The 23,231-nt window shown below is 73.3% G+C and carries 18 protein-coding genes; 7 read left to right on the top strand and 11 right to left on the bottom strand.

Annotation, left to right across the window (positions count from 1 at the left end; genetic code table 11):
• Positions 1-44 precede the first annotated feature (44 nt).
• Entirely contained in the window at positions 45-632 is a 588-nt protein-coding gene (locus tag AB0D67_RS00635; protein ID WP_362928300.1) for a hypothetical protein, read from the top strand.
• A gap of 168 nt (positions 633-800) precedes the next feature.
• On the opposite strand, the gene AB0D67_RS00640 is transcribed toward AB0D67_RS00635, so the two are convergent.
• Genes AB0D67_RS00640 through aceB form a run of 5 tightly spaced genes read right to left on the bottom strand, consistent with a single transcriptional unit; the run spans position 801 to position 7,273 of the window.
• Positions 801-1,541, bottom strand: a complete 741-nt coding sequence (locus tag AB0D67_RS00640) for an IclR family transcriptional regulator (RefSeq protein WP_362928302.1) — start codon at positions 1,539-1,541, stop codon at positions 801-803.
• A 29-nt stretch (positions 1,542-1,570) separates the two neighbouring features.
• Positions 1,571-2,809: a heterodisulfide reductase-related iron-sulfur binding cluster gene (locus AB0D67_RS00645; RefSeq protein WP_362928304.1), complete on the bottom strand. Its 1,239-nt coding sequence runs from the start codon at positions 2,807-2,809 to the stop codon at positions 1,571-1,573.
• A 1-nt stretch (position 2,810) separates the two neighbouring features.
• Positions 2,811-4,190 (bottom strand): FAD-binding oxidoreductase, encoded by a 1,380-nt coding sequence (locus AB0D67_RS00650; protein ID WP_362928306.1) that lies wholly within the window; start codon positions 4,188-4,190, stop codon positions 2,811-2,813.
• Positions 4,190-5,647, bottom strand: a complete 1,458-nt coding sequence (locus AB0D67_RS00655; RefSeq protein WP_362928308.1) for an FAD-linked oxidase C-terminal domain-containing protein — start codon at positions 5,645-5,647, stop codon at positions 4,190-4,192. The genes AB0D67_RS00650 and AB0D67_RS00655 overlap by 1 nt, the downstream gene beginning before the upstream one ends.
• Positions 5,648-5,686: 39 nt before the next feature.
• Positions 5,687-7,273: a malate synthase A gene (gene aceB / locus AB0D67_RS00660; RefSeq protein ID WP_362928310.1), complete on the bottom strand. Its 1,587-nt coding sequence runs from the start codon at positions 7,271-7,273 to the stop codon at positions 5,687-5,689.
• 240 nt (positions 7,274-7,513) lie between these two features.
• Here aceB and AB0D67_RS00665 point away from each other — a divergent pair, with 240 nt between their 5' ends.
• A complete protein-coding gene (locus tag AB0D67_RS00665; RefSeq protein ID WP_362928312.1) occupies positions 7,514-8,317 on the top strand; it encodes a DUF4097 family beta strand repeat-containing protein in 804 nt (267 codons plus the stop codon).
• Positions 8,318-8,581: 264 nt separating this feature from the next.
• Entirely contained in the window at positions 8,582-10,039 is a 1,458-nt protein-coding gene (hflX, locus tag AB0D67_RS00670; RefSeq protein WP_362928314.1) for a GTPase HflX, read from the top strand.
• Positions 10,040-10,241: 202 nt separating this feature from the next.
• Here the strand turns inward: hflX and AB0D67_RS00675 are convergent, their stop codons facing one another.
• Genes AB0D67_RS00675 through AB0D67_RS00700 form a run of 6 tightly spaced genes read right to left on the bottom strand, consistent with a single transcriptional unit; the run spans position 10,242 to position 16,163 of the window.
• On the bottom strand, positions 10,242-11,822 hold the full coding sequence (locus tag AB0D67_RS00675) for a fused response regulator/phosphatase (protein ID WP_362928737.1): 1,581 nt from the start codon (positions 11,820-11,822) through the stop codon (positions 10,242-10,244).
• Positions 11,815-13,506 carry an ATP-binding protein gene (locus AB0D67_RS00680; RefSeq protein ID WP_362928316.1) on the bottom strand — a complete coding sequence of 564 codons (1,692 nt, stop codon included), beginning with the start codon at positions 13,504-13,506 and terminating at the stop codon, positions 11,815-11,817. The genes AB0D67_RS00675 and AB0D67_RS00680 overlap by 8 nt, the downstream gene beginning before the upstream one ends.
• Positions 13,503-14,513, bottom strand: coding sequence for an ATP-binding protein (locus tag AB0D67_RS00685; protein ID WP_362928318.1), 1,011 nt, complete (start codon positions 14,511-14,513; stop codon positions 13,503-13,505). The genes AB0D67_RS00680 and AB0D67_RS00685 overlap by 4 nt, the downstream gene beginning before the upstream one ends.
• Positions 14,501-14,902: an anti-sigma regulatory factor gene (locus AB0D67_RS00690; RefSeq protein WP_362928320.1), complete on the bottom strand. Its 402-nt coding sequence runs from the start codon at positions 14,900-14,902 to the stop codon at positions 14,501-14,503. Before AB0D67_RS00690 ends, AB0D67_RS00685 begins: the two co-directional genes overlap by 13 nt.
• Positions 14,899-15,282 carry an STAS domain-containing protein gene (locus AB0D67_RS00695; protein ID WP_362928322.1) on the bottom strand — a complete coding sequence of 128 codons (384 nt, stop codon included), beginning with the start codon at positions 15,280-15,282 and terminating at the stop codon, positions 14,899-14,901. The genes AB0D67_RS00690 and AB0D67_RS00695 overlap by 4 nt, the downstream gene beginning before the upstream one ends.
• Complete coding sequence (locus tag AB0D67_RS00700) at positions 15,279-16,163, bottom strand: STAS domain-containing protein (RefSeq protein ID WP_362928324.1); 885 nt, start codon at positions 16,161-16,163, stop codon at positions 15,279-15,281. The genes AB0D67_RS00695 and AB0D67_RS00700 overlap by 4 nt, the downstream gene beginning before the upstream one ends.
• 879 nt (positions 16,164-17,042) lie before the next feature.
• Between AB0D67_RS00700 and hutI the strand changes: the two genes are divergently transcribed.
• From hutI to AB0D67_RS00720, 4 genes are all read left to right on the top strand, one after another.
• Positions 17,043-18,251, top strand: a complete 1,209-nt coding sequence (gene hutI / locus AB0D67_RS00705; RefSeq protein WP_362928326.1) for an imidazolonepropionase — start codon at positions 17,043-17,045, stop codon at positions 18,249-18,251.
• 226 nt (positions 18,252-18,477) lie between these two features.
• Complete coding sequence (locus tag AB0D67_RS00710) at positions 18,478-19,326, top strand: DegV family protein (protein WP_362928328.1); 849 nt, start codon at positions 18,478-18,480, stop codon at positions 19,324-19,326.
• 210 nt (positions 19,327-19,536) lie between these two features.
• Positions 19,537-20,637, top strand: a complete 1,101-nt coding sequence (locus AB0D67_RS00715; protein WP_362928330.1) for a ComEA family DNA-binding protein — start codon at positions 19,537-19,539, stop codon at positions 20,635-20,637.
• A gap of 35 nt (positions 20,638-20,672) precedes the next feature.
• The gene (locus tag AB0D67_RS00720; RefSeq protein ID WP_362928332.1) at positions 20,673-23,129 is read left to right on the top strand and encodes a ComEC/Rec2 family competence protein; all 2,457 of its coding nucleotides are present in this window, start codon (positions 20,673-20,675) and stop codon (positions 23,127-23,129) included.
• Positions 23,130-23,231 lie beyond the last annotated feature (102 nt).

Genomic DNA, 23,231 nt, shown 5'->3' on the forward strand with positions numbered 1-23,231 from the left:
ACCCCTTAACCACGCCTTAGCGATCGTGCTGGGAGAGTGGACCCGTGAGCAGGCGCATTCCCCTCGCCGCCGCCGCGGGCTGGCTGATCACCGCCGTCATCGCGACCGGGGCGGGTGTCACGGTGATCGGTGTCCTCGGCGAGCCGCTGGCCGACTCCGCCGGACGTCCGCTGTCCGCGCGGGAGGTCCGCGAGGCCCTCGCCCGCGCGACCCCGGCCGCCGTGCCCTCGGACGCCATGCCCCCGGCCGCGGATCCCGCCCCCTCGGGCGGCCCGACCGCCGCCGGGCCCGGGTCCGCCGCCCCGGCCGCGTCTCCGACCGCCGGGCCGACGACCCTCAGACCGACGACCGCCGGGCCCGCGGACGCGGGGACGCCACCCACCCCCGCCGCCGGGGCGTCGCCCGGCCGCAGCCGACTGATCGCCACGGCCGGCGGGAACGTGATCGCCCGCTGCGACGGAGGGCTGGTGACCCTGCGGTCGTGGAGCCCGGCGCAGGGCTTCCACGTCGACAAGGCGGACCGGGGGCCGGACCGCCGGGCCCGCGTCGAGTTCGAGTCGGAGGCCGGCGAGGTGAAGGTCGAGGTCCGCTGCTCGGCCTCGGACACCCCGGTCCACACCCTCGACGACTGATCCCGCGCCCTCCAGTGGTGCCGCGTTCGTCACCGCGCCCGGCCCTCCTCGCAGCCCGGCGCGCGGGCGCCGCCGCCCGCTTTCTCCGCGAGCCGGGTACGGGGCCGATCCGGGCCGGCCGCGGACCCGCCGGCCGCGGACCCGCCGGCCGGAAGCCGAGCCGGGCGGTCAGAAGCCGAGTTCGGCGCGGAACGCCTCGGCGATCTCCCGCATGCCCCCGGCCAGTTCCTCCCGGTCCAGGGCGTCGATCCGTTCGGCCGGGCCGGACACCGACATCGCGGCCACGACCCGTGAGCCGTCGCGCACCCCGACGGCCAGGCAGTGGACGCCGAGCTCCTCCTCGCCCAGGTCCGTCGCGTAGCCGCGCTCACGCACCCGCCCCAGCTCGGCGAGCATGCCGGGAAGGTCGGTGATCGTGTTGGCGGTCCGCCGCGGCATGCCGGTCCGTTCCACGATGGAGGCCACCTCGGTGTCCGGCCGCGCGGCCATCAGGACCTTGCCCACGGCGGTGCTGTGCGGCAGCACCCGCCTGCCGACCTCGGCGAACATCCGCAGCCGCCGCGGCGAGGGCACCTGGGCGACGTAGACCACGAAGTCGCCCTCCAGCACCGCGAGGTTGGCCGTCTCGCCGGACAGCTCGACCATCTTCGCCAGGTACGGCTGCGCCCAGGCGCCGACCATGCGCTCGGCCACCCCGCTGAGCCGCAGCAGCGCGCCACCCAGCGCGTACCGGCGGCCCTCGTCCTGGCGCACGTACCCGCGGTCGACCAGCGCGCGCAGCAGCCGGTGGATCGTCCCGTACGGCAGGCCCGTCCCGGCGGCGATCTCCGACAGCGTGGCCTCGCCGCCCCGCTCGGCCAGCGCCTCCAGCACGTCCAGAGCCCGGTCGACCGACTGCACGCCGCTCATGCGCTTCTCCTGTCCGATCCGTCCTGCGCTCAGGGCACCTTCGCCAGGCCCCGCAGGGAGGCGTCCAGGACCTGCGCGGTGTGCGCGACCGGCAGCTCCGGGCCGCCCCGGCGACGCAGGGCCGCGGTGACCTGCATGGTGCAGCCCGGGTTGGCCGAGACCAGCAGGTCGGCGCCGGTGTCCAGCACCCGCGCCGCCTTGCGGTCGCCCAGCTCGCGCGCGGCCTCGGGCTGCAGCAGGTTGTAGGTGCCCGCCGAGCCGCAGCACACGGCGGACTCGGCGACCTCCCGCACCGTGAGACCCGGGATGGCCGCCAGCAGCGCGCGCGGCTGCGACCGTATCCCCTGGGCGTGCGCCAGGTGGCAGGCGTCATGGTAGGCCACCGAGAGCCGCAGCGGGTGCCGCGGGGCCACCGGGCCGAGGGCGGCGAGATACTCGGCCAGGTCGACGGTCCGGATGGCGGCCGCCCGTTCGGCCCACTCGCCGCCGAGGATCTCGGCGTACTGCTTCATCGTCGAGCCGCAGCCCGCCGCGTTGACCACCACCGTGTCCACGCCGGCCCGTTCGAAGGCGGCGATCGTCCGGCGGGCGAGCCGTACGGCCTGCTCCTCGCGTCCCGCGTGCAGCGACAGCGCCCCGCAGCAGCCCTGCGACGGCGGGATGACCACGTCGCAGCCCTCCATCGCGAGCACCCGGGCGGTGGCCGCGTTGACCTGCGGGAAGAACTCGCCCTGCACGCACCCGGTGAGCATCCCGACCGTGGCCCTGCGCCGGCCGACGGCCCGGACCCGGCGCGGCAGCCGTACCCGGTCCGGCACGTCGGGGGCGAGGCCGGCCATGGCCGCCAGGGACGGGTTGATCCGCTCCAGACGCGGCGCGATCCGGCGGCGCGCCCCCGCGGACAGGCGCAGCGGCAGCCGCAGCGCCCGCAGCCGCCGGGGGTAGGGGAAGAGCCGGAAGACGATCTCCCGGAGCGCCCGGTCGGCGGGCTCCCTGACGTGCTCGCGCTCCACCACGGCGCGGGTCTGTTCGATGAGGCGGTCGTAGCGCACCCCGGAGGGGCAGGCGGTCACGCAGGCCATGCAGCCCAGGCACGCGTCGAAGTGCCCGGCCATCTCCGGGGTCATCGGGGTGCCCTCGACGTGCTGGCCCATCAGGTGGATCCGGCCGCGGGGGGAGTCCATCTCCTCGCCCCACAGCACGTACGTCGGGCAGGTCGGCAGGCAGAACCCGCAGTGCACGCAGTCGGCGATCAGCTCGGGGTCCATGTCAGATCCCTCCTGGGAGGCGGCCGGGGGACATCCTGCGGTCGGGGTCGAGGCGCTCCCTGACGCGCCGCATCAGCGGCAGCGCGCTCACCGGCCCCCAGGGGTCGACGGCGGTCATCAGCGCGGGCGGCGCGGCGACGACGGTCAGCCTGCCGCCGAGTCCGGCCATGCCGTCCCTGACCGACGTCACGAACCCCGCGAACTCCGGCGCGGTGACGCCGGAGGGCAGGCCGGCCCGCAGGACGCCCGACGCGACCGATCCGCGCACCCGGGCGGGCACGCCGCCCGCCGCCGCGGCCCGCAGCGCGCCGGCGGCCCGGCCGGGCGGGAACCGCAGCTCCAGCAGCGTCTCCTCGCCGGGCGGCGCACCCCACCACCCCGGGGCCTCACCGGCGATCCGCGCCGGGCCGTGACCGTCCAGCAGGTCCCGTACGGCGCGTGCCCGCTCCTCGGCGGCGCTCCCCTCGACCAGGACGGCGAGGGAGGGCTCCCGGCCGGGGCCGGGCAGGTCGGCCTCGATCGCGCTCGGCTCGGCGGGGGAGGCGGCCAGCAGCCCGACCAGCGCGTCCAGCCTGGCCGTCGCGTCCGGACCGGCGGCCGACGAGCCGGAGACGGGCGGTTCCGCGACGACCCAGCGGCGGGCGGGCGGCACGGGGCCGAGGCGGAAGACGGCCTCGGTGATGACGCCGAGCGTGCCGTGGGAGCCGGTGAACAGCTTGCCCAGGTCGTATCCGGCGACGTTCTTGACGACCTTGCCGCCCGACTTGGCGACCGTGCCGTCGGCCAGCACGACGGTGACGCCGATCAGCAGGTCGCGGGCGGTGCCGTAGCGGAACCGCAGCGGGCCCGCCTCGGCGGTGGCGAGCGTGCCGCCGACCGTGGCGCCGCCGTCGGGGACGTCGAGGCAGAGCCGCTGGCCCCGTTCGGCGAGGACGGCGGCCAGCGTCTCCATGGTCGTGCCGGCCGTGACCCGGACGATCAGGTCGCCCGCGGCGTGTTCCGGTGTCCCGCCGAGGCGGCGGGTGCCGATCGCGAGGTCGCAGCGTTCGGGTGGCAGGCCCCGGTTCGGCTTGGTGCCCCCGCCGGCCGGGACCACGGCGAGGTCGTGCACGGCCGCGTGGCGCAGCAGGGCGGCGACCTGCTCGGTGCTCTCCGGCAGCGCCGTCCAGCGGGGACGGACGCCGGACACGGCGTCGCCGGGCCCGGCCTCCCGGACCGCCGCCCCCGTCCCGTACGGCGCCGCCCGGTCCGGGGCCGCCTGCCGGGACGCTGTCTGTTGTGGCGCCGCCTGCTGGGACGCCGCCTGCTGGGACGCCGTCTGCCGAGACGCCGCCTGCTGGGGCGTGGTCCGCTGTGGCGCGTCCTCGCGCCGGTCGTCCATCAGAACTGCTCCGCCCGTCCTGACTCGACCAGCGGGTGCGCGCCCCTGCGGACCCCGGGGACCTCGCCGCACAGGCGGGGGGTGGGGAAGACCTTGCCCGGGTTCGACAGGCTCCGGGGGTCGAAGGCGCAGCGCACCCGCTGCATGGTGTCGAGATCATCTTCTGAGAACATCTTCGGCATATATCGGGATTTGTCCACACCCACGCCGTGTTCACCGGTGATGGACCCGCCGTGCTCAACGCACAGGTCCAGGATCCGCCCCGACACCAGCTCGGCCCGCTCGGCCTCCCCGGGCCGGGCGTCGTCGAACAGCACCAGCGGGTGCAGATTGCCGTCCCCGGCGTGGAAGACGTTGGCCACCCGGATGCCGTGCTCCCGCGACAGCCGGTCGATGCTCGCCAGCACCCCGGGCAGCGCGGTCCGCGGCACCACCCCGTCCTGCACGATGTAGGCGGGGCTGATCCGGCCCACCGCGGCGAAGGCCGACCTGCGGCCCTTCCAGATCGCCTCGCGCTCCTCCGGGCCTTCGGCGGTCCGCAGCTCGAACGCGCCGGTCTCCCGGCAGATCCGGGTCACCTCCTCGTACTGGCGGGCCACCTCCGCGGCGGGCCCGTCGAGCTCGACGATGAGCACCGCCCCGGCGCCCTCGGGGTAGGCGCAGGCCACCGCGGCCTCGGCCGCCTCGATCGCCAGGGCGTCCATCATCTCGATGGCGGCGGGCACGATGCCGCCGCCGATGATCGCCGACACCGCCCGGCCGCCCCGCTCGATGCCGTCGAAGGCGGCCAGCAACGTCGTCACGGCCTCCGGCGCCCGCGTCAGCCGTACGGTGACCTTGGTGGCGATGCCGAGCGTGCCCTCCGAGCCGACGAACACCCCCAGCAGGTCGTAGCCGGGGTCGTCGTCCGACAGCTCGACGATCTCGCCGTCGGGGGTGACGACCTCCAGGCCGAGCACGTGGTTGACCGTGAAGCCGTACTTCAGGCAGTGCGCGCCGCCGGAGTTCTCCGCCACGTTGCCGCCGATCGAGCAGACCTGCCGGCTGGAGGGGTCGGGCGCGTAGTAGTAGCCCAGGTCGCGCACGGCCTCGGTGATCGCGAGGTTGGTGACCCCCGGCTCCACCACGGCCCGCCGCGCGGCCACGTCGACCGACAGGACGCGCCGCATCCTGGAGGTGACGATCAGCACCCCGTCGGTGCGGGGCAGCGCCCCGCCCGACAGGCCCGTGCCGGCGCCCCTGGCCACGAACGGCACGCCGTGGTCGCCGCAGAGCCGTACCACGGCCGCGACCTGCTCGGCCGTCTCCGGCAGCACGACGACGCCGGGGACGGCCCGGTGGTGGGTCAGCCCGTCGCACTCGTAGGTGCGCAGCCGTACCGGATCGGTGATCACCGACCCGCGGCCGAGGACCTCCTCCAGCCGCCGGGTCAGCTCCGCGAGCGGTTCCGCCGCCATCGCTCCTCCCTCCCGGATCTCCCGTGCGGTCACGCCGCCTCAGGGCATCCGCGCGTAGGCGGGCAGGGTCAGGAACTCGGCGAAGTCGTCGTCCAGGGCGACCTCCTTGAACAGGGCGGTGGCCTGGGCGTAGCCGGCCTCGTCGTAGCCCGGCTCGGCCTTGATCCGGCCGAGCTCCTCGTCGATGATCCGCTCGACGAGCTCCCTGGTGACCACGGCCCCGGTGTCGGCCAGCTCGATGTCGTTGTGGATCCACTGCCAGATCTGCGACCGGGAGATCTCCGCCGTGGCGGCGTCCTCCATCAGGTTGTGGATCGCCACCGCGCCCTGCCCGCCCATCCAGGCCGCCAGGTAGCGCAGCGCCACGTCCACGTTGTTGCGCAGCCCGGCCTCGGTGATCTCGCCCGGCGTCTTGGAGACCGACAGCAGGTCCTCGGCCGTCACCCGGACGTCCTCGCGCAGCCGGTCGAGCTGGTTGGGCCGGTCGCCGAGCACGCCGTCGAACACCTCGCGGCAGATCGGCACCAGGTCGGGGTGAGCCACCCAGGACCCGTCGAAGCCGTCGCCCGACTCGCGGGTCTTGTCGGCCCTGACCTTCTCCAGCGCGACCCGGTTCACCTCGGGGTCCCGGCGGGAGGGGATGAAGGCCGCCATGCCGCCGATCGCGTGCGCGCCCCGCTTGTGGCAGGTGCGGACCAGCAGCTCGGTGTAGGCGCGCATGAACGGCGCGGTCATGGTCACCGCGTTCCGCTCGGGCAGCAAGAACTCCCGGCCCCGGGTGCGGAACTTCTTGATCACGCTGAACAGGTAGTCCCAGCGGCCCGCGTTGAGACCGGCGGAGTGCTCGCGCAGCTCGTAGAGGATCTCCTCCATCTCGAACGCCGCGGGGTAGGTCTCGATGAGGACGGTCGCCCGGATCGTGCCGCGCGCGATGTCCAGCAGCTCCTGGGCCCGGACGAACACGTCGTTCCAGAGGCGGGCCTCCAGGTGCGACTCCATCTTCGGCAGGTAGAAGTAGGGGCCCCTGCCCTTGGCGAGCTGCCGCCGGGCGCAGTGGAAGAAGTAGAGGCCGAAGTCGACGAGCGAGCCGGAGGCCGGGGAGCCGTCGACGACGACGTGCTTCTCGTCCAGGTGCCAGCCGCGCGGGCGGACCACGACGGTGGCCAGCTCCTCGTCCGGACCGAGGGCGTAGCTCTTGCCGCCGGAGGAGAAGTCGATGGCCCGGTCAAGCGCGTCGCGCAGGTTGAGCTGACCGTTGACGGTGTTCTCCCAGGTGGGGGCGTTGGCGTCCTCGAAGTCGGCCAGCCACACCTTCGCCCCGGAGTTCAGCGCGTTGATCGTCATCTTCCGGTCCACCGGACCGGTGATCTCCACGCGGCGGTCCACCAGGCCGGGCGCGGGCGGGGCGACCGTCCACTCCGACTCGCGCACGTGCGCGGTCTCGGGCAGGAAGTCCAGGGTGCCGCCCGCCGACAGCTCCGCCTGCCGCTCCTGGCGGGCACGCAGCAGGTCGAGGCGGCGGGGGCCGAACTCGCGCTGGAGGGCGGCCACGAAGGCCAGCGCCTCCGGTGTGAGGATCTCGTCGAACCTGTCCGCCATGGGGCCGGTGATCTCAACGCCGTCCATGCGCTTCCTTTCCGTATTATTTTCCGTATCGTGGAAAATCTATTCTGAGATGTGGAATAGACGCTACTGGGCGGGTCCCGACCGGTCAATGGTGGGGTTTTCCTCAGGGTGGGCTCGGGGGAGTCCCGGATGCCCCGGCTCGCCGGGCCGTGTGAGAGTTGAGCTCGGCTCCCCCACCACGGGGAGCGGCCGGGCGGGCGAAGCGCTTCCGCGAGCCGAGGTGTGCCGAGAAAGGGACTCATGAAGAAGAACCTGGTCGTCGCCGGGGCGGCCCTGGGCGCCGTCGCGCTGCTCTCCGGCTGCGGGGCCGGCATCGGCTTCGGCCCGTCCAATCAGGACGTCGTCTCCTACGACGTCGCCGGTTCCCTGAAGTCCCTGGACGTCACCACGAACTCGGGGGACATCGTGGTCAACGCCTCCGACCGGCAGGGCGTCCACGTCACCGAGACGCTCCGCTGGCGCGGCAAGAAGCGTCCCGAGACCGAGCATCCGGTCAGCGGCGGCACGCTGACCCTGCGCCAGAACTGCGCCCGCGACTGCGAGGTCCACTACAGGGTCGAGATCCCGAAGGGGCTGGACGTCACGACCGACACCGGCTCGGGCACCATCACCCTGCGTGGCCTGAAGGGGGCGAAGGCGACCGCGAAGACCGGCTCCGGCGACATCGAGGCCGGCTCCTCGGAGGTCGGGGAGCTCGCCGCCGAGACCGGCTCGGGCGCCGTCACCCTGCGTGGCCTGAAGGGCGAGGACGTTCGGGCCGAGAGCGGGTCCGGCGACATCGACGCCCGCTCCCTGACCGCCCGGACGTTCACCGCCGAGAGCGGCTCGGGGGCGGTCGAGGCGGGGTTCGCCGACGCGCCGGACCAGGTCACCGTCAAGGCCGACTCGGGCGACGTCACCCTGCGGCTGCCACGGAACACCTACGCGCTGACCCTCGACACCGGTTCCGGCGACAAGACCGTCCAGGTCGGAAACGACTCGGCCTCCCCCAGGAAGGTCGAGGCGCGCACCGGCTCGGGGAACATCGACGTCCTGCCCTCCTGAGACGGCCCGTACGGCGGGCGGCGGCGCGGGTCCCCGCTCATGGCGCGGATCCCGGCTCACGGCGCGGATCCCGGCTGGCGGCGGCGCGGGTTCGGCTCACGGCGGCGGCTCACGGCGGCGGCCCCCGGCGAAACGGCCGGTCCGCCGCGAGTCCCTACCGCGGAACAGCCGATAACCGGGTGAGAATGGCGGTGTCCGCGTGGCACCATCGAGGGAAGATACCCGGAGGGTTCAGGCGTTGTTCCCTGTGAGATGAGGACGCGTATGAACCATGCATCTGAATGGAGCAACGACATAGACACTCGTGAGTCGCTGGACATCGACCTGTTCGACGAGCCGATCGACACCGGTGAGCTGGACCTGGCCGACCGCCAGGCACTGCGCCGGGTCGTGGGGCTCTCCACCGAGCTTGAGGACGTCACCGAGGTCGAATACCGCCGGCTGCGACTCGAGCGGGTCGTCCTGGTCGGCGTCTGGACCTCCGGTACGGCGGCGGATGCCGAGAACTCGCTCCTGGAGCTGAAGCTGCTCGCCGAGACCGCGGGTTCGGAGGTGCTGGAAGGTCTGATCCAGCGCCGCCAGAAGCCCGACACGGCGACCTACATCGGCTCGGGGAAGGCGCAGGAGCTCGCCGACATCGTCTCGGCCACCGGCGCCGACACCGTCATCTGCGACGGTGAGCTGAGCCCCGGCCAGCTCCGTCAGCTCGAGGACGTCGTCAAGGTCAAGGTCATCGACCGGACCATGCTGATCCTGGACATCTTCGCCCAGCATGCCAAGAGCCGCGAGGGCAAGGCCCAGGTCGAGCTGGCCCAGCTCAACTACCTGCTGCCGCGGCTGCGAGGCTGGGGTGGCAACCTGTCCCGCCAGGTCGGCGGTCGCGCCGCGGCCGGCGTCGGCATCGGCGGCCGCGGTCCCGGTGAGACGAAGATCGAACTGGACCGCCGCCGGATCCGCGAGCGGATGGCCAAGCTGCGCCGGCAGATCGCCGAGATGACCACCGCGCGCGAGACCAAGCGGGCACGCCGGGTGCAGCGCGAGGTCCCCGCCGTGGCGATCGCCGGCTACACCAACGCCGGCAAGTCGTCGCTGCTGAACCGGCTGACCGGCGCCGGCGTGCTGGTCGAGGACGCGCTGTTCGCCACGCTGGACCCGACCGTCCGCCGGGCGCACACGCCCGACGGCCGTCTGTTCACGCTGGCCGACACCGTCGGATTCGTCCGGCACCTGCCGCACCAGCTCGTCGAGGCGTTCCGCTCCACGCTGGAGGAGGTCGGCGACGCCGACCTGATCCTGCACGTGGTGGACGGCTCGCACCCCGATCCGGAGTCCCAGCTCGCCGCCGTGCGAACCGTGTTCTCCGACATCGAGGGCGCCCGGGACATCCCGGAGATCGTGGTCGTCAACAAGGCCGACGCCGCCGACCCGGTGGTGCTGGCCCAGCTGACCGCGCGGGAGAAGCACACCGTCGTGGTCTCGGCCCGCACCGGCGCCGGGATCGACGAGCTGATGGCCGTCATCGAGCGCGAGCTGCCCCGCTTCGACCAGGAGGTCAGGATGCTGGTGCCGTACCAGCGCGGCGACCTGATCTCCCGCGCCCACACGGAGGGCGAGGTCATCGACGTGGAGCACACCGAGGACGGCACGATCCTGCACGCCAGGGTCCTGCCCGGCCTCTTCGCGGAACTGGAGCGGACCGCCAAGCCGGTCGAGACCGTCTGACCCGCCGTTCCCCCGGGGCCGGTCCGCATCCGCGGGCCGGCCCCGATCCGTGTCCGCGGCTCTCAGCGGCGGTCTTCACTCCGGGCCTGGCCCTCCGTCGGGAGCCGGATCCGCGTGGCGCCCGCGCCGTACCGGGGTGGCCTTCGCACAGAGCCGGATCCGCGTGGCGCCCGCCGTCTCGGCCGACCCCGCGCCCGCCGTCTCAGCCGGCCTTCGTACGGCGGAACGCCACGAGGGCGACGTCGTCCTCGCGGGCGCCGAACTGCCGGATGAGCCGGTCGCAGAAGAGCTCCAGGTCCTCGTCGGAGGCCTCGGCCATGGACCGCACGATCTCCAGGCTCTCGTCGAGCAGCTTGTCGCGGTCCTCGATGAGCCCGTCGGTGAACATCAGCACGGACTCCCCCTCGGTCAGGGTGACCCGGTCGACGCGGTAGGTCTCGTCCGCCACCCCCAGCAGCAGGTTGCCCAGGCCGTGGTAGCGGGACTCGCCGCCGATCAGCAGCGGCGGGATGTGCCCCGCGTTGGCGATCTCCATCTCGCCGGTCGCCGGATCGATCAGGATCAGGCACACCGTCGCCGTCATGCGCGGGTGGTAGCACCGCAGCACGCTGTTCAGCAACGCCATGGAGGCGCCCAGGTCAACGGCCCCGAGCATGGAGGCCCGCAGCGCGTGGCGGAGCTCCGCCATGACCGTCGCGGCCAGCAGGGAGTGCCCCTGCACGTCGCCGATGGCCAGCATCACCCGGTCGCCCAGCCGCAGCACCTCGTAGAAGTCGCCGCCGACCTCGACGTTGTCGACGGCCGGCTGGTAGCGCCAGCTGATCTCCAGCCCCGGGGTGTCCGGGATCCGCGCCGGCAGCAGGCTTCGTTGCAGCGTCAGGGCGATCGCGTGCTCCTCGGCATAGGCGCGCAGGGCGTCCGCGGTGAGGGCCAGGGCCTGGCCGAGCTGGCGCAGGATGTTGGCCTCGTCCGGGTCCAGCGGCCGGATCGCCTCCACCCCCAGGCAGACCGGCGGGCGGCCGACCTTGGTCCGGCAGAACACGGCCGTGACCTCGCCGCTGATCCCGGCGTCGGGCATCAGATCCAGCCAGTCCTGCGCCGGGGCCGTGAACACCTGGGTCCCCGCGGCTTTGCCCAGCGACAGCGCGCCGATCCGGAGCAGCAGGTCGGGGGCGGCGGGCAGGGCGATCGCGTCGGCGGACGGCGACTTCGCGACGAACCTGCGGGTCCGGCCGTCCGGCGGGATCGCCAGCGCCCCGGCGTACCGGCCGAGGATCCGTGAGGCGCCCTCGACGGCCGTGCTCAGCAGGGCCTCGAAGCTGTCGGCGGAGTTCATCTCCAGGGTGACCTCGGTGAGGGTCGCCAGCCGGTTCGCCATCCGCTCGGCCCGCTGCCGGGCACGGTAGTAGCGCAGCGTCGCCTCGACCGTGGCGGCGAACTCGTCCGGCTCCACCGGCTCGGCGAGGTAGGCGTCGGCGCCGCGTTCCAGCCCCTGGGTCCGGTCGGCGGGGGTGATCGCCGCCCCGGAGATCTGGATGACCGGGATCGAGGACGTCGCCTCGTCGGCCTTGATCCGCTCGCAGACCTCGTAGCCGCTCATGTCGGGCAGCCGGACGTCCAGGATCACCAGGTCGGGGCGGAGGTCCCGGACCTTGCCCAGCGCCTCCACGCCGCCGGTGGCCTGCAGGACCTCGTGCCCGGAGCGGCGCAGCCAGCTGGACAGGATGTAGAGCTTGGTCGGGGTGTCGTCCACGACCAGCACGGTCGCCGGTCCGTCAGGCATGGTCACGCCCCAGAGCCTCTCGTACGGTCTCCAGCAGGTCTTCCTTCCGCAGTCCCTGTTTGGGCAGCACCCTGCTGACACCCTGAGGGTAGTGATGGGAGGTCGCGTGGGTCACGACGATCACCGGCACGTCGCGGAGCCGCTCGTCGGAGGCCATCCGCTCGATCAGCGCCGCGCCGTCGAGACGGGGCATGAGCAGGTCCACCAGCGCGAGGTCGGGCCGTTCGCGCGCCATCGTCTCCAGCGCGACCTCCCCGTCCGAGGCCTCGTCGATGTGGGCGGCGAATCCGGCGAGCATGCGCCGCACGGTGGCCCGGAACTCCTCGTTGTCGTCGGCGACGAGCACCCGCCCGACCACCGGCTCCCCGTCCTGCCGGTGCGGCAGCCGTACGGTGACCCGGGTGCCCTCGCCGAGGGCGCTGTCCAGCTGGAGCGTGCCACCCATCGCCTCGGTCAGGCGGCGGGCGTACGGCAGGCCGAGGCCGGTGCCCTTCACCTGCACCTGGATCGGTCCCGGGACCTGGAAGAACTCCTCGAAGACCCGGTCCAGGTGCTCCTCGGGGATGCCGACGCCGGTGTCGGTCACCGTGAAGACCATCTCCTGGGTGGGCGCGTCGGTCCGCACGTCGAGCCTGACCTCGCCCTCCTGGGTGAACTTCAGCGCGTTGGACAGCAGGTTCCGCAGGATCCGGGTGAGCATCGTCTCGTCCACCAGCATCTCCGACGCCTCGCCGGGGACGTCCACCGAGAGCGCGACCCGGTCGTTCCCGCTCGTGGGACGCAGCGTCATCCGCAGCCGCTCGGTCAACGCGACGAGATCCACCTGGGACGGCTGCGGTTCGAGCCGCCCGGCCTCCGCCTTGGCCATGTCGAGCAGCTCGCTGACCATCGTCAGCAGCGTCTCGGAGGAGGAGCCGATGAGCTGGACCTGGTGGAGCTGCTCCTCGCCCAGCGGCTCGCCGCCGGGGCCCACCAGGAGCCGGACGAGACCGATGATGGAGTTCAGCGGGGTGCGCAGCTCGTGGCTGACCGTGGCCCAGAACCTGTTCTTGGCGTCGCTCGCCGCCCGGAGCTGCCGGGACTTCTCGTCGAGCTCGGCGTACAGCGCGACCACTCCGCGGTTGGTCTCCTCCAGCTCCTCGGAGAGCTGGTTGTACAGGGCGACCACTCCCTGGTTGGTCTCCTGGAGCTCGGCGTTGAGCTGCAGGACCTCCTGGAGGGTCTCGGCGAGCTCGCGGTTCTGCTGGCGCAGCTCGTCGACGGCGGTCGCCGGCGTCAGCCTGGTGAGCCGCGCGCGGATCTCCGCCACCGAACGGTCGGGCCGTCCCCCGGGAAGCCGTTTCACCATCTTCACCCGCCCCTCGGCGCGGTCGAACTCGATCTCGTCGAGGAGACGCCCCGCCAGCGTCACGCCGTCCGCCGACCGGAAGCCGGTCGCCGCGGGGAGGTCGATGGTCACGACCAGGGTCTCGCCGTCCAGCAGGAACGCGGCGGACGCCTCGTGGCCCTCGCTCAGCACCTCCCGGCTGATCTCGCTCAGCGCGGTGGCGACCCGGATCTGGTCCTGGGAGGCCAGGCCGACCGCCTCCGCCGCCTCGCGGCCGAGTTTCCGCATGACGAAGAGGTCGGAGTCGTTGCGGACACGGATCCGGATCAGTTCCTCGCCGGCCGTCCGGCCCGTCATGGGCCGGTCCTCAGCGCGACCACGCAGGCGTCGTCCCTGCGGGTCCCGGCGTCGCGCAGCAGGGTGGCCGCGACGACGGAGGGGGAGCGGGTGACGAGTCCCGGGTAGGAGGTGATGTCCCACCGGTCCGACAGACCGTCGGAGTGGAGCACGACCACGCCTTCCGGCGGAATGTCGTACTCGTACTGGCGCAGGGTGCGAGCCTGGTGCCCGGCGATGCCCGGCACCGAGATCATCCCCTGGCGGCGGTCCTGGGTGGTGATCCAGGCGGAGACGTTGCCGAGCCCGGCGAAGGTGATCCTGCCCGCGGCCCGGTCGACGTGGGCCACCGCCGCGGCGCCGCCCCTGGTCTGCCGCATGCCGCCGTGCAGTCGTTCGAGGATGGTGACGGGGGGCCGGTCCGCGTCCTTCAGGAACAACCGCACCGCCTCCTGCGACGCCTTGGCCGCGAGATCGCCGTGCCCGAGCCCGTCGCAGAGCATCACGGTCGTCGTGGCGCCGGTCTCGACGATCGCGAACGCGTCACCGCAGACCGTCTCCTCGCCGATGGGGCGAGTGATCCCGCTGACCCGGGCCTCGGGCCGCGGGGCGTCACGGGTGGTGAAGTACATGCCGACCACGGTGCCCCGGCCGGGCGTGGAGTGAACCTCGTATCCGCTGGCCATGCGGGCGATGCCGCCGAGGCCGATGCCGAGGGTGCCCGTCGTCGAGTATCCGTCGCGCAGGGCGCGGGAGACGTCGCGCATGCCCGGGCCCCGGTCGAGGGCGACGACCTCGATCGCCTCGGGCATCTCCGGGTGCGGCCGGATCAGCATGACCCCCTCGACCGCGTGCTTGACCAGGTTGGACGCGGCCTCGCTCACCGCGACCGCGACCCGCCCGGCGTCCTCCTCGCCGAACCCCCGCGCCTCGGCGAGCGTGACCGCGACCCGCCGCATGGCGCCGATCGCGCTGGCGTCCTCGGCCCGCAGCCAGGTGTCGTTCTGGGAACGGATCACCTTGCCCATTTGGTCACCGTCACCAGCGTTCCCTCGCCGGGAGCCGACTTGAGCTCGAACTCGTCCATCAGCCGGCGTGAGCCGCTGAGTCCGAGTCCGAGCCCTCCGCCGGTGGTCCACCCGTCGGTGAGCGCCTGGTCGAGGTCGGGGATGCCGGGGCCCTCGTCGCTGAAGGCGAGCCGCAGTCCCTGGCGCAGGCCGTTGTGCACGACCTCGATCCGAACCTGCCCGCCCCCCGCGTAGACCAGGGCGTTGCGTGCCAGTTCACTGGCCGCGGTCACGACCTTCGTCTGGTCGACGAGAGAGAGGCCGACCTCCACGGCGGCGGTCCTGACGCGCTGACGGATCAGCACGATGTCGCTGTTGCCGTGGATGGGCAGCTCGGCGGGGGTCGTCACCGTGCTGCCGAGGCGATCTGGGAGCCGTCGAGGTGGTTCAGCAATGCGACACCCTTTTCGAGGTTGAGAGCGGTGCGCACACCGCCCAGCGAAAGACCCAGCTCCACGAGGGTGATCGCCACGGCGGGCCGCATGCCCACGACGACCGTCTCGGCGTCGAGCATGCGGGAGATGGCCGCGATGGTCGCCAGCATGCGGCCGATGAAAGAGTCGACGATCTCCACCGCGGTGATGTCGATGATCACGCCGCGGGCGCCGGTCTCCACCACCTTGTTCGCCAGATCCTCCTGGAGCACGAGGACGCTCTGGTCCTGGAGGTCGATCTGGATGGAGACGATCAGGATGTCGCCGAGTTTGAGGACGGGGACGCGATCCATCATTCCTCCACGCTCCGCAGGGCGACGCGGGACCCGCGGTTCCTGACGATCTCGACGCCGCTCTCACGCAGCGCGTGGGCGAGGGCGTCGGCGAGGGTGGCCTTGGTCACGATGTCGCCGAACTCGATGCCGAGAGTGACGATGGTGTGGGCGATCTGCGGGCGGATGCCAGAGATCACGCACTCGGCGCCCATCAGCCGGGCCGCAACCACCGTCTTGAGGAGGTGCTGGGCGACCTGGGTGTCCACCGCGGGCACGCCGGTGATGTCGATGACCGCGTGCTCGGAGCCGGTGTCCACCAGCGTCTGCAGCAGCTTCTCCATCACGACCTGGGTCCTGGCCGAGTCGAGTGTGCCGACCAGCGGCACGGCGACGATGCCCTCCCAGAGCTTGACCACGGGGGTGGAGAGCTCAAGAAGCTGTTCGGCCTGGTCGAGAATTATCTTCTCCCGGGTCGAGCTGTAGGTCTCCATGGTGTAGAGGCCCAGGTCGTCGACGATCCGGGAGAACCAGAGGAAGCCCCGCAGCGTCTCGGAGGAGTCGTCCGCGCCGGCGCTCTCGTAGACCGCCTCCTTCAGCCCGAACACCACGGTCGCGGTCTCGGTCGGGGTGAAGCCCTGGCGGGCGCGGCTGCGGGAGAGCTCGGCGAGCAGCCCGCGCAGATCGCTGGAGTCACCCGGGTCGCCGGAGTCACCGAACGCCCGGACGAGGGCGCTGTAGAGTTCACGGAGCTGACCGCTGAGGTTTCCGCGGTCGACGTGCCCGCTGGAGGAAGCTCCCGCTATCTCGAGCCAACGCCTGAAGATCTGGTCTTCGTTCGTGGCCAGAAGTGTTTCGATGCGATGCCGTCCGGCGTCCGCGGAGACCGACAAGGTAGCTCCCATGCTTACATCTGAAGGGTGGTTCCACGAAAGATTACATGGTGGGCCCCACTTCGATGGCATTTTTGCTGGTAGGGGGGCTTGGTGGAGGGGGCGGGCGCGCGGGGACGGGGCCGTTCGCGCGGGCTTTCCGCCACGTCTCCGCCGGGTCTCCGGCATGCGGGCCGTACGCGCCGGGTGGCTTGGCGGCGGGGCCGTACGCATCGGGGTGGTCCGACGGCGTGCGGGCCGTACGCGGCGGCCGGCTCAACGGTGCGCGGGCCGTACGCGCCGGGCGGTCTCGCGTTCGACGGCGTGACCGTTTCCGGTCACGCGCCGTGGATTCTCACCGCCGTGGATGCTCAGACTAGATATTCCGGCGGCGGGATTTCAATGGCCCGGCTTGCGGTCAGGGGCATCGGTGGAATGGACTGATGGTTTGAAGAAATCGTACAAAACTCTCCAAAAGTGACGTTTTCCTGCCAAGGGCAGGGTCGCCATGATAGAAATTTCAGCGGGACGGCATGCCCGGAGGTGTTCCGGAGTCCCCTGTTGCGGATGAGAAAAAAGTGGCCTGAGCTGCGAGGGGGAGGTCCACTCCGAGCGCGGCCCCCCGGGCGGCCGGGCGGCGGTGGCCGGGGTGAAGTGGCGTTCTTCCCAATTAGCCTGTACAGCAAGCTCACTTGTGAAATAACGTAACTGAACTGAAATCGCCTGATCATGATCCCGGCGCTACTGTCGCCCCACCAACGAGCAAGCGGATAAGAGCAGGAGACCCCCGATGGCGTCCGGATGCACAGCGGTCCCGGCGGGCACGGCGTCCGGCATCGGCCGGGGCGGCCCGGCACGGCCGCGAGAGGTCTCCTCCCCGACGCCTCCCCCCGCGCACAAGGCGGTGATGCGATGACGGTCCGCCTTCTGACCAACATCGGCCGGCTCTGGACCGGCAACGACGTCTGCAGCAACGGCGCGATCCTCGTGCACAACGACCGGATCGCCTGGGTCGGCCGCGCGGCCGACCTGCCGCAGAGCGTCCCCGGGGTGGTGGACGACATCGTCGACGTCGACCACGTGGAGAACCTCGGCGGCGCGTTGGTCACCCCCGGCCTGATCGACGCCCACACCCATCCGGTCTACGCGGGCAACCGCTACGCCGAGATGGCGATGCGCTCCAGCGGCTCGTCGATGTCGGCGATCACCGCCGCCGGCGGCGGTGTCGGCTCCACCGTCACCGTCACCCGCGGCACCGACCCGTGGACCATGTGCAACGGCGTCCGCGAGCGCCTGCGCGAGTGGCTGCTCAGCGGCACCACCACCGTCGAGGCCAAGACCGGCTACCACCTCACCCGCGACGGCGAGCTGGCCGACGTGCGGCTCCTGCGCGAGCTGGAGAAGGAGCCGATGATGCCGCGCGTGCACGTCACGTTCATGGCCGCGCACGTCGTCCCCCCGGAGTACTTCGGCCGCCAGCGCGACTACGTCGAGGCCGTGGGCTCCTGGTGCGCCGACGCCGCGGCGGCCGGGGCCGACAGCGTCGACGTCTACTGCGACGAGGGCCACTTCACCACCGACGAGGCCCGCTGGGTGCTCGCCTCCGGCCGCAACGTCGGCCTGCTGCCCCGCATCCACGCCGGCGCCCACAGCCGCCGCGGCGCCGTGCAGCTCGCCGCGGAGATGGGCTGCGCGTCGGCCGACCTGCTCCACCACACCTCCGACGACGACATCGCGCTGATGTCCAGATACGGCGTTCCCGCCGTGCTCTGCCCGGGCACGGCCCTCCAGCACGGCAGCCTGCCCCCGGTGCGCCGGATGCTGGGCCAGGGGGTCACGGTCGCGCTCGGCAGCGACCACAACCCCGGCCACTGCGGCATCACCTCGATGTCCCTGGTCATCAGCCTCGCCGTGGCGGCCTTCGGCATGAGCGTCGGTGACGCGCTCCGCGCGGCCACCCTCGGCGGCGCCACCGTCCTCGGCGCCCCCGACCGGGGCGTCCTGGCCCCCGGCCGGCTGGCCGACATCGTCCAGTGGGACGCCGACCACGAGGGCGCCTTCGCCTGGGCCTTCGGTCTCAAACCCCGCCGCGTCTGGCGCGGAGGCGTCCCGGTCCAGTGATCGTCCCGGTCGTTCGACCGGGACGGTCCGGTGACCGTCCCGGTCCGGGTGTCCGCGGCGGTCCGGAGCCTCCTGGCGTTTCGGAGATCCGTACGGTCGGGTGATCGTCCCGATCCGGTGCCCTTCGCGATCCGGTGACCGGGAGGGTCCGGTGATCGGGGCGTCGTCGCCCGGGTCCGGCGACGGCGCCCCGCGTCCGGCCGATCCCGCCCGGTAATCTCGGCATATGCCGCCCTCGGTCGCCATCGTCACCGACTCCACCGCCTACCTCCCCGAGGAGTCGGTCTCACGCCTGGGGATCACCGTGGTGCCGCTGCAGGTCGTCGTCGGCGGCAGGGGGCTCGACGACGTGGCCCAGATCGACGGTGCGGGGATGAACGACGCGCTCGGCGAGTGGGCTCCGGTCACGACCTCCAGGCCCGCGCCCCAGCGCTTCGCGGACGCCTACGAGGCCGCCGCGGCACGGGGTGCGACCGGGATCGTCTCCATCCACCTGTCGGGGGAGATGTCCGGCACGGTCGAGGCGGCCCGCGCCGGGGCCGAGGACTCACTCGTGCCCGTCGAGGTCATCGACAGCGCGTCGATCGCCATGGGTCTCGGCTTCCCCGTCCTCGCCGCCGCGGAGGCCGCCGCGCAGGGCGCCACCCGGACCGAGGCGGCCGACGCCGCCCGCCGTCGCATGAAGGAGACCCGCAGCTTCTTCTACGTCGACACCCTCGAACACCTGCGCAGGGGAGGCCGGATCGGCGCGGCGGCCACGCTGCTCGGCTCCGCGCTGCGGACCAAGCCGCTGCTGCACATCGCCGACGGCGTGATCGTCCCCCTGGAGAAGGTCCGCACCGCCTCCCGGGCCATCGCCCGCCTGGAGGATCTCGCCGTCCAGGCCGCGGGGAACGGCCCGGTGGACATCGCGGTCCAGCACCTCGCCGCGGAGGATCGCGCCCGGGCCATGGCCGCGAGGCTGCCCCAGCGCGTCCCCGGGCTCGTCTCGGTGACCGTGGTGGAGGTCGGCGCGGTGATCGGAGCCCACGTGGGCCCCGGCATGCTCGGCCTCACGGTCTCCCCGCACCGCTGAGCCTCTTCACCGGATCACCGGGTCCCTCGCCGCCCGCCCTTCCCTACCGGCCTCTTCCGGCTTTCTCCGGCGTCGGATCCCGGGGCCGCGTCTCCTCGCGCCACCGGAATCGGGCGATGCCTTTCCAGAGACCGTCCCGGGAGGGCAGGTTATCCCCAGAACGGGATTCGGCGCGGATACGGCAGGTGAGCCCGCCGTAGCGTCCCAGGCGTGCGGATCAGCGACCACGACACCGAGCGATTCCGGGCCGAGTCACGGCTGCGGGCGCTGACGGCGCCCGGCGCCGCCGGCCCGCCCCCACCCGGCGACCCCTTCCCACCCGCCGGCCCGCTTTCACCCGGCGACCCCTTTACCCCCACCGGCCCGCTCCAGCCCCGCGGCCCGTTCGCGCCTCCCGCCGGTTCATTCCAGCCGGGTGACCCGTTCCGGCCCGGCGGCTCATTCCCGCCACCCGGCGGCCGGCCCCCGTCCGCCGGAGGCCCCTCCCCGCTCGCAGGCGGCCTGCCCTCGCCGGGCGACCTTCCGCCCGGCGGTCCCGCCGCGCGCCCGCGTTCCGCACCCGTCCCCCCTTCCGTCCCCTTCTCCTTCGAGGCTCTCCGTACGGCCGTCGCCGCGCGGGCCCCCGCGTCCGCGCCGAGCGGCCCCGGTCTGCGCCTGCTTCTCCTCGTCGCCCTGGCCGCGGTCGTCGCGGGCGGTCTCTACGCCTGGCGGTCCCAGCCCGAGCCCGAGCCGCTCACCCCGCCCGTCCCCGCCCTCGCCCCCGTCCCTGGCGCTCCGCTCGCGGCTCCGGCGCCCTCGCCTTCCTCCGCGCCGCCTGATCTCGGGCGGCAGGGTCCGGAGCCGCCGGCGCCGGGCGTCGCGGGAACCGGCCGGGTCCCTGGAGCCGTCCCCGAGGTCGTGGTCCACGTCACCGGCAAGGTCCGTCGTCCGGGTGTGATCACTCTGCCCGCCGGGTCCCGGGTCACCGACGCGGTCCGGGCCGCCGGGGGAGTCCGCCGGGGAGCCGGCACCGGTCACCTCAACCTCGCCCGGAGGCTCGTCGACGGCGAGCAGATCGACGTGGGCGCGCCGGGGACCGCCGCCGCGCCGGCGGCCGGGGCCGACCCCGCTCCCGCGGAGGCCGTCATCGACCTCAACACCGCCACCCCGCAACAGCTCGAACAACTGCCGGGGGTCGGCGAGGTGCTGGCCCGCCGCATCGTCGAATACCGCGACGGCCACGGCGGATTCCGCACCGTGGAGCAACTCCGTGAGGTCAGCGGCATCGGCGACCGGAAGTACGCCGAGATGAAGGACCGGGTGCGGGTTTGACCCGAATCCCCGACCGGAGGGAGTGGACACGGGACATGGCACGGATCCTCGGACCGAAGGGCCGGACACCAGGTGCGGCGCGGATCCTCGACGGGGCACGGACCCTCGCCGGGAGAGACCGGGCGCGGAATGCGACGCGCGTCCTTCTCGACCGGGCCCCGCGGCTCGCCCTGCCCACGCTCGCCCTGCCCGCGCTCGCCTCGTGGGCTACCGCCCTCGTCCTTCTGGGCTGCCCGGCCCCGGTGGGAGCCGTCACCGCCGCGCTCGCCGCCGCGGCGGCTCTCGGCATCGCCATGGGCGCACGCGTCACGAGAACGCGCGCCGCCTGGCGGAACACGGCTCTCGCGGTGCTGGGCTGCGTCGCCGCGGTCGCCGGGACGGTGGCGTTCCGGGTCCACGCCGTCGGCACGGGCCCGGTGGCCGAACTCGTCAGGAGCGGAGCCCCGGCGGGGATCGAGGCGGTGCTGACGGGGGATCCCCGGGAACTGCCCCGGCGCGCGGGCCCTTACCAGCGGGAAGGCTTCACGGTGCCCGCGAGGGTCGAGGTGATCGAGACGGCGCACGGCAGGGTGGCGTTGCGCGCACCGGTGATGCTGCTCACCACGGGCGGGGAGTGGCGACCGCTGCTTCCCAGCCAGCGGGTCGCGATCCGGGGCCGGTTCGTCCACGCTGACTCCGCCGAGTTGCTCGCCGCCGTGGTGCTCGTGCGCGGGCCTCCGCGAGTGCTGGGCGCGCCCTCCTGGGAGCAGCGGGCGGCCGGGACACTCCGTTCCGGTCTGCGGGAGGCCGCCGCGGTGCTGCCACCCGACCAGCGCGGCCTGCTGCCCGGCCTGGTGGCCGGTGACGTATCCGGGATGGACCGGCAGGTCACCGCCGACTTCAAGGCCGCCGGGCTCAGCCACCTCACCGCGGTCTCCGGAGCCAACCTGGCGATCGTGGCCGGGGCGGCGATCGCCCTGGCCCGTGTCGCGGGGCTCCCTCTGCCGGTCAGGGCGGTGCTCGCGGCGATGGCCATGATCTCCTTCACCGTGGTGGCCCGGCCGTCGCCCAGCGTCCTGCGGGCTCTCGTCATGGGCCTCGTCGCGGCGGCGGCGCTCGGCACCGGCCGGTCCCGCGACGGGGCGGCGGCGCTGTCGGCGACGGTCCTCGGGCTGGTCCTCTTCGACCCCGTCCTCGCCCGCTCCTACGGCTTCGCGCTGTCGGTATGCGCCACGGGCGGCATCCTGCTCCTGGCGCCGCGCTGGCGTGACCGGCTCGCCACCCGGCTGCCCCGCTGGGCGGCGGAGGCGGTCGCCGTGCCCGCGGCGGCGCAGGCCGCCGTCACCCCCGTGCTGGTCCTGATGGCCGGGCAGCTCGAACCGGTGGCGATCCCGGCGAACCTCCTCGCCGGGCCCGCCGTCGCACCCGCCACGCTGATCGGATTCCTCACGGCGCTGGTCGCCCCCGTGCAGATGGACCTCGCCCGGTTGCTGGTCCGCCCGGCGGGCCTGGCCACCGGGTGGATCATCACGGTGGCCGGGCGGGCCGCCGGGTTCCCGCTGGCGGTGATCCCGTGGCCGGGTGGCGTGCCCGGCCTGGCGGCGCTGGCCGTCGCCGTGCCCGTCGCCGTCCTGGCGCTGCGGCGCCGGCGGCCGCGCTGGATCGTCCTCGCCCTGGCCGCCGGCGCGGTCGCCGCGACGACCGTGGCGGGGCCGGTCGTGTCCCGCTGGCCGCCCGAGCGCTGGCTGCTGGTCGCCTGTGACGTCGGCCAGGGCGACGCCCTCCTGGTGGCCGCCGGTCCCGGACGGGCCGTGGTGGTCGACGCGGGGCCCGATCCGGTGTCCACCGGCCGATGCCTGCGCGACATGGGGATCCGCCAGGTGCCGCTGGTCATCCTCACCCATCCGCACCTCGACCACGTCGGCGGCCTGGACGGGGTCGTCCGGGGGCGCGAGGTGGGAGCGGTGGTCGTCACCCCGTACGGGGGATCCGGGCCCGGGCGGCTCCGGCTGAGCGGCGACCTCGCCCGCCGGCGGATCCCCGAGTGGGCGGCACGGCCGGGCATGAGCTGGACCTTCGGCCCCTCCCGTCTCACGGTCATCGGCCCCCCGGAGGGCGTCGTCGCCGGCGGCGGAGAGGAGACGGCAGTGAACAACGCCAGTGTCGTGGTCCATGTGAGCTGGGCGGCGGGGTCGGCGCTTCTCAGCGGGGACGCGGAGACGGAGGCCCAGACGGAGCTGCTGCGACGGGGCCTGCCCCGGGCCGAAATCCTCAAGGTGCCCCATCACGGGTCCGCCAGGGGCGATCCCGGTTTCCTCACGGCCACCGGCGCGCGGGCCGCGCTGATCAGCGTCGGGGCGGGCAACGACTACGGCCATCCCGCCCCCGCGACCCTGGCCCGGCTCAACCATCTGGGCATGCGGGTCTACCGCACCGACCTGTCGGGAGATCTCGCCGTGGTGGCCGGAAAGGACGGCCTGGCGATCGTCGTCAGGGGCCGCGGCCCCTCGTGAGGGGCCATGCGGTTGAAGGCCTCAGGCCGGAGCCGGAGCAGCAGCCAGGGCCGCAGCCGGGGCCACAGCCACAGCCGGAGCCGGGGTCCGGGTCAGAACCGG

Source organism: Streptosporangium sp. NPDC048047 (assembly GCF_040653115.1).
Taxonomy (GTDB): Bacteria; Actinomycetota; Actinomycetes; order Streptosporangiales; family Streptosporangiaceae; genus Streptosporangium.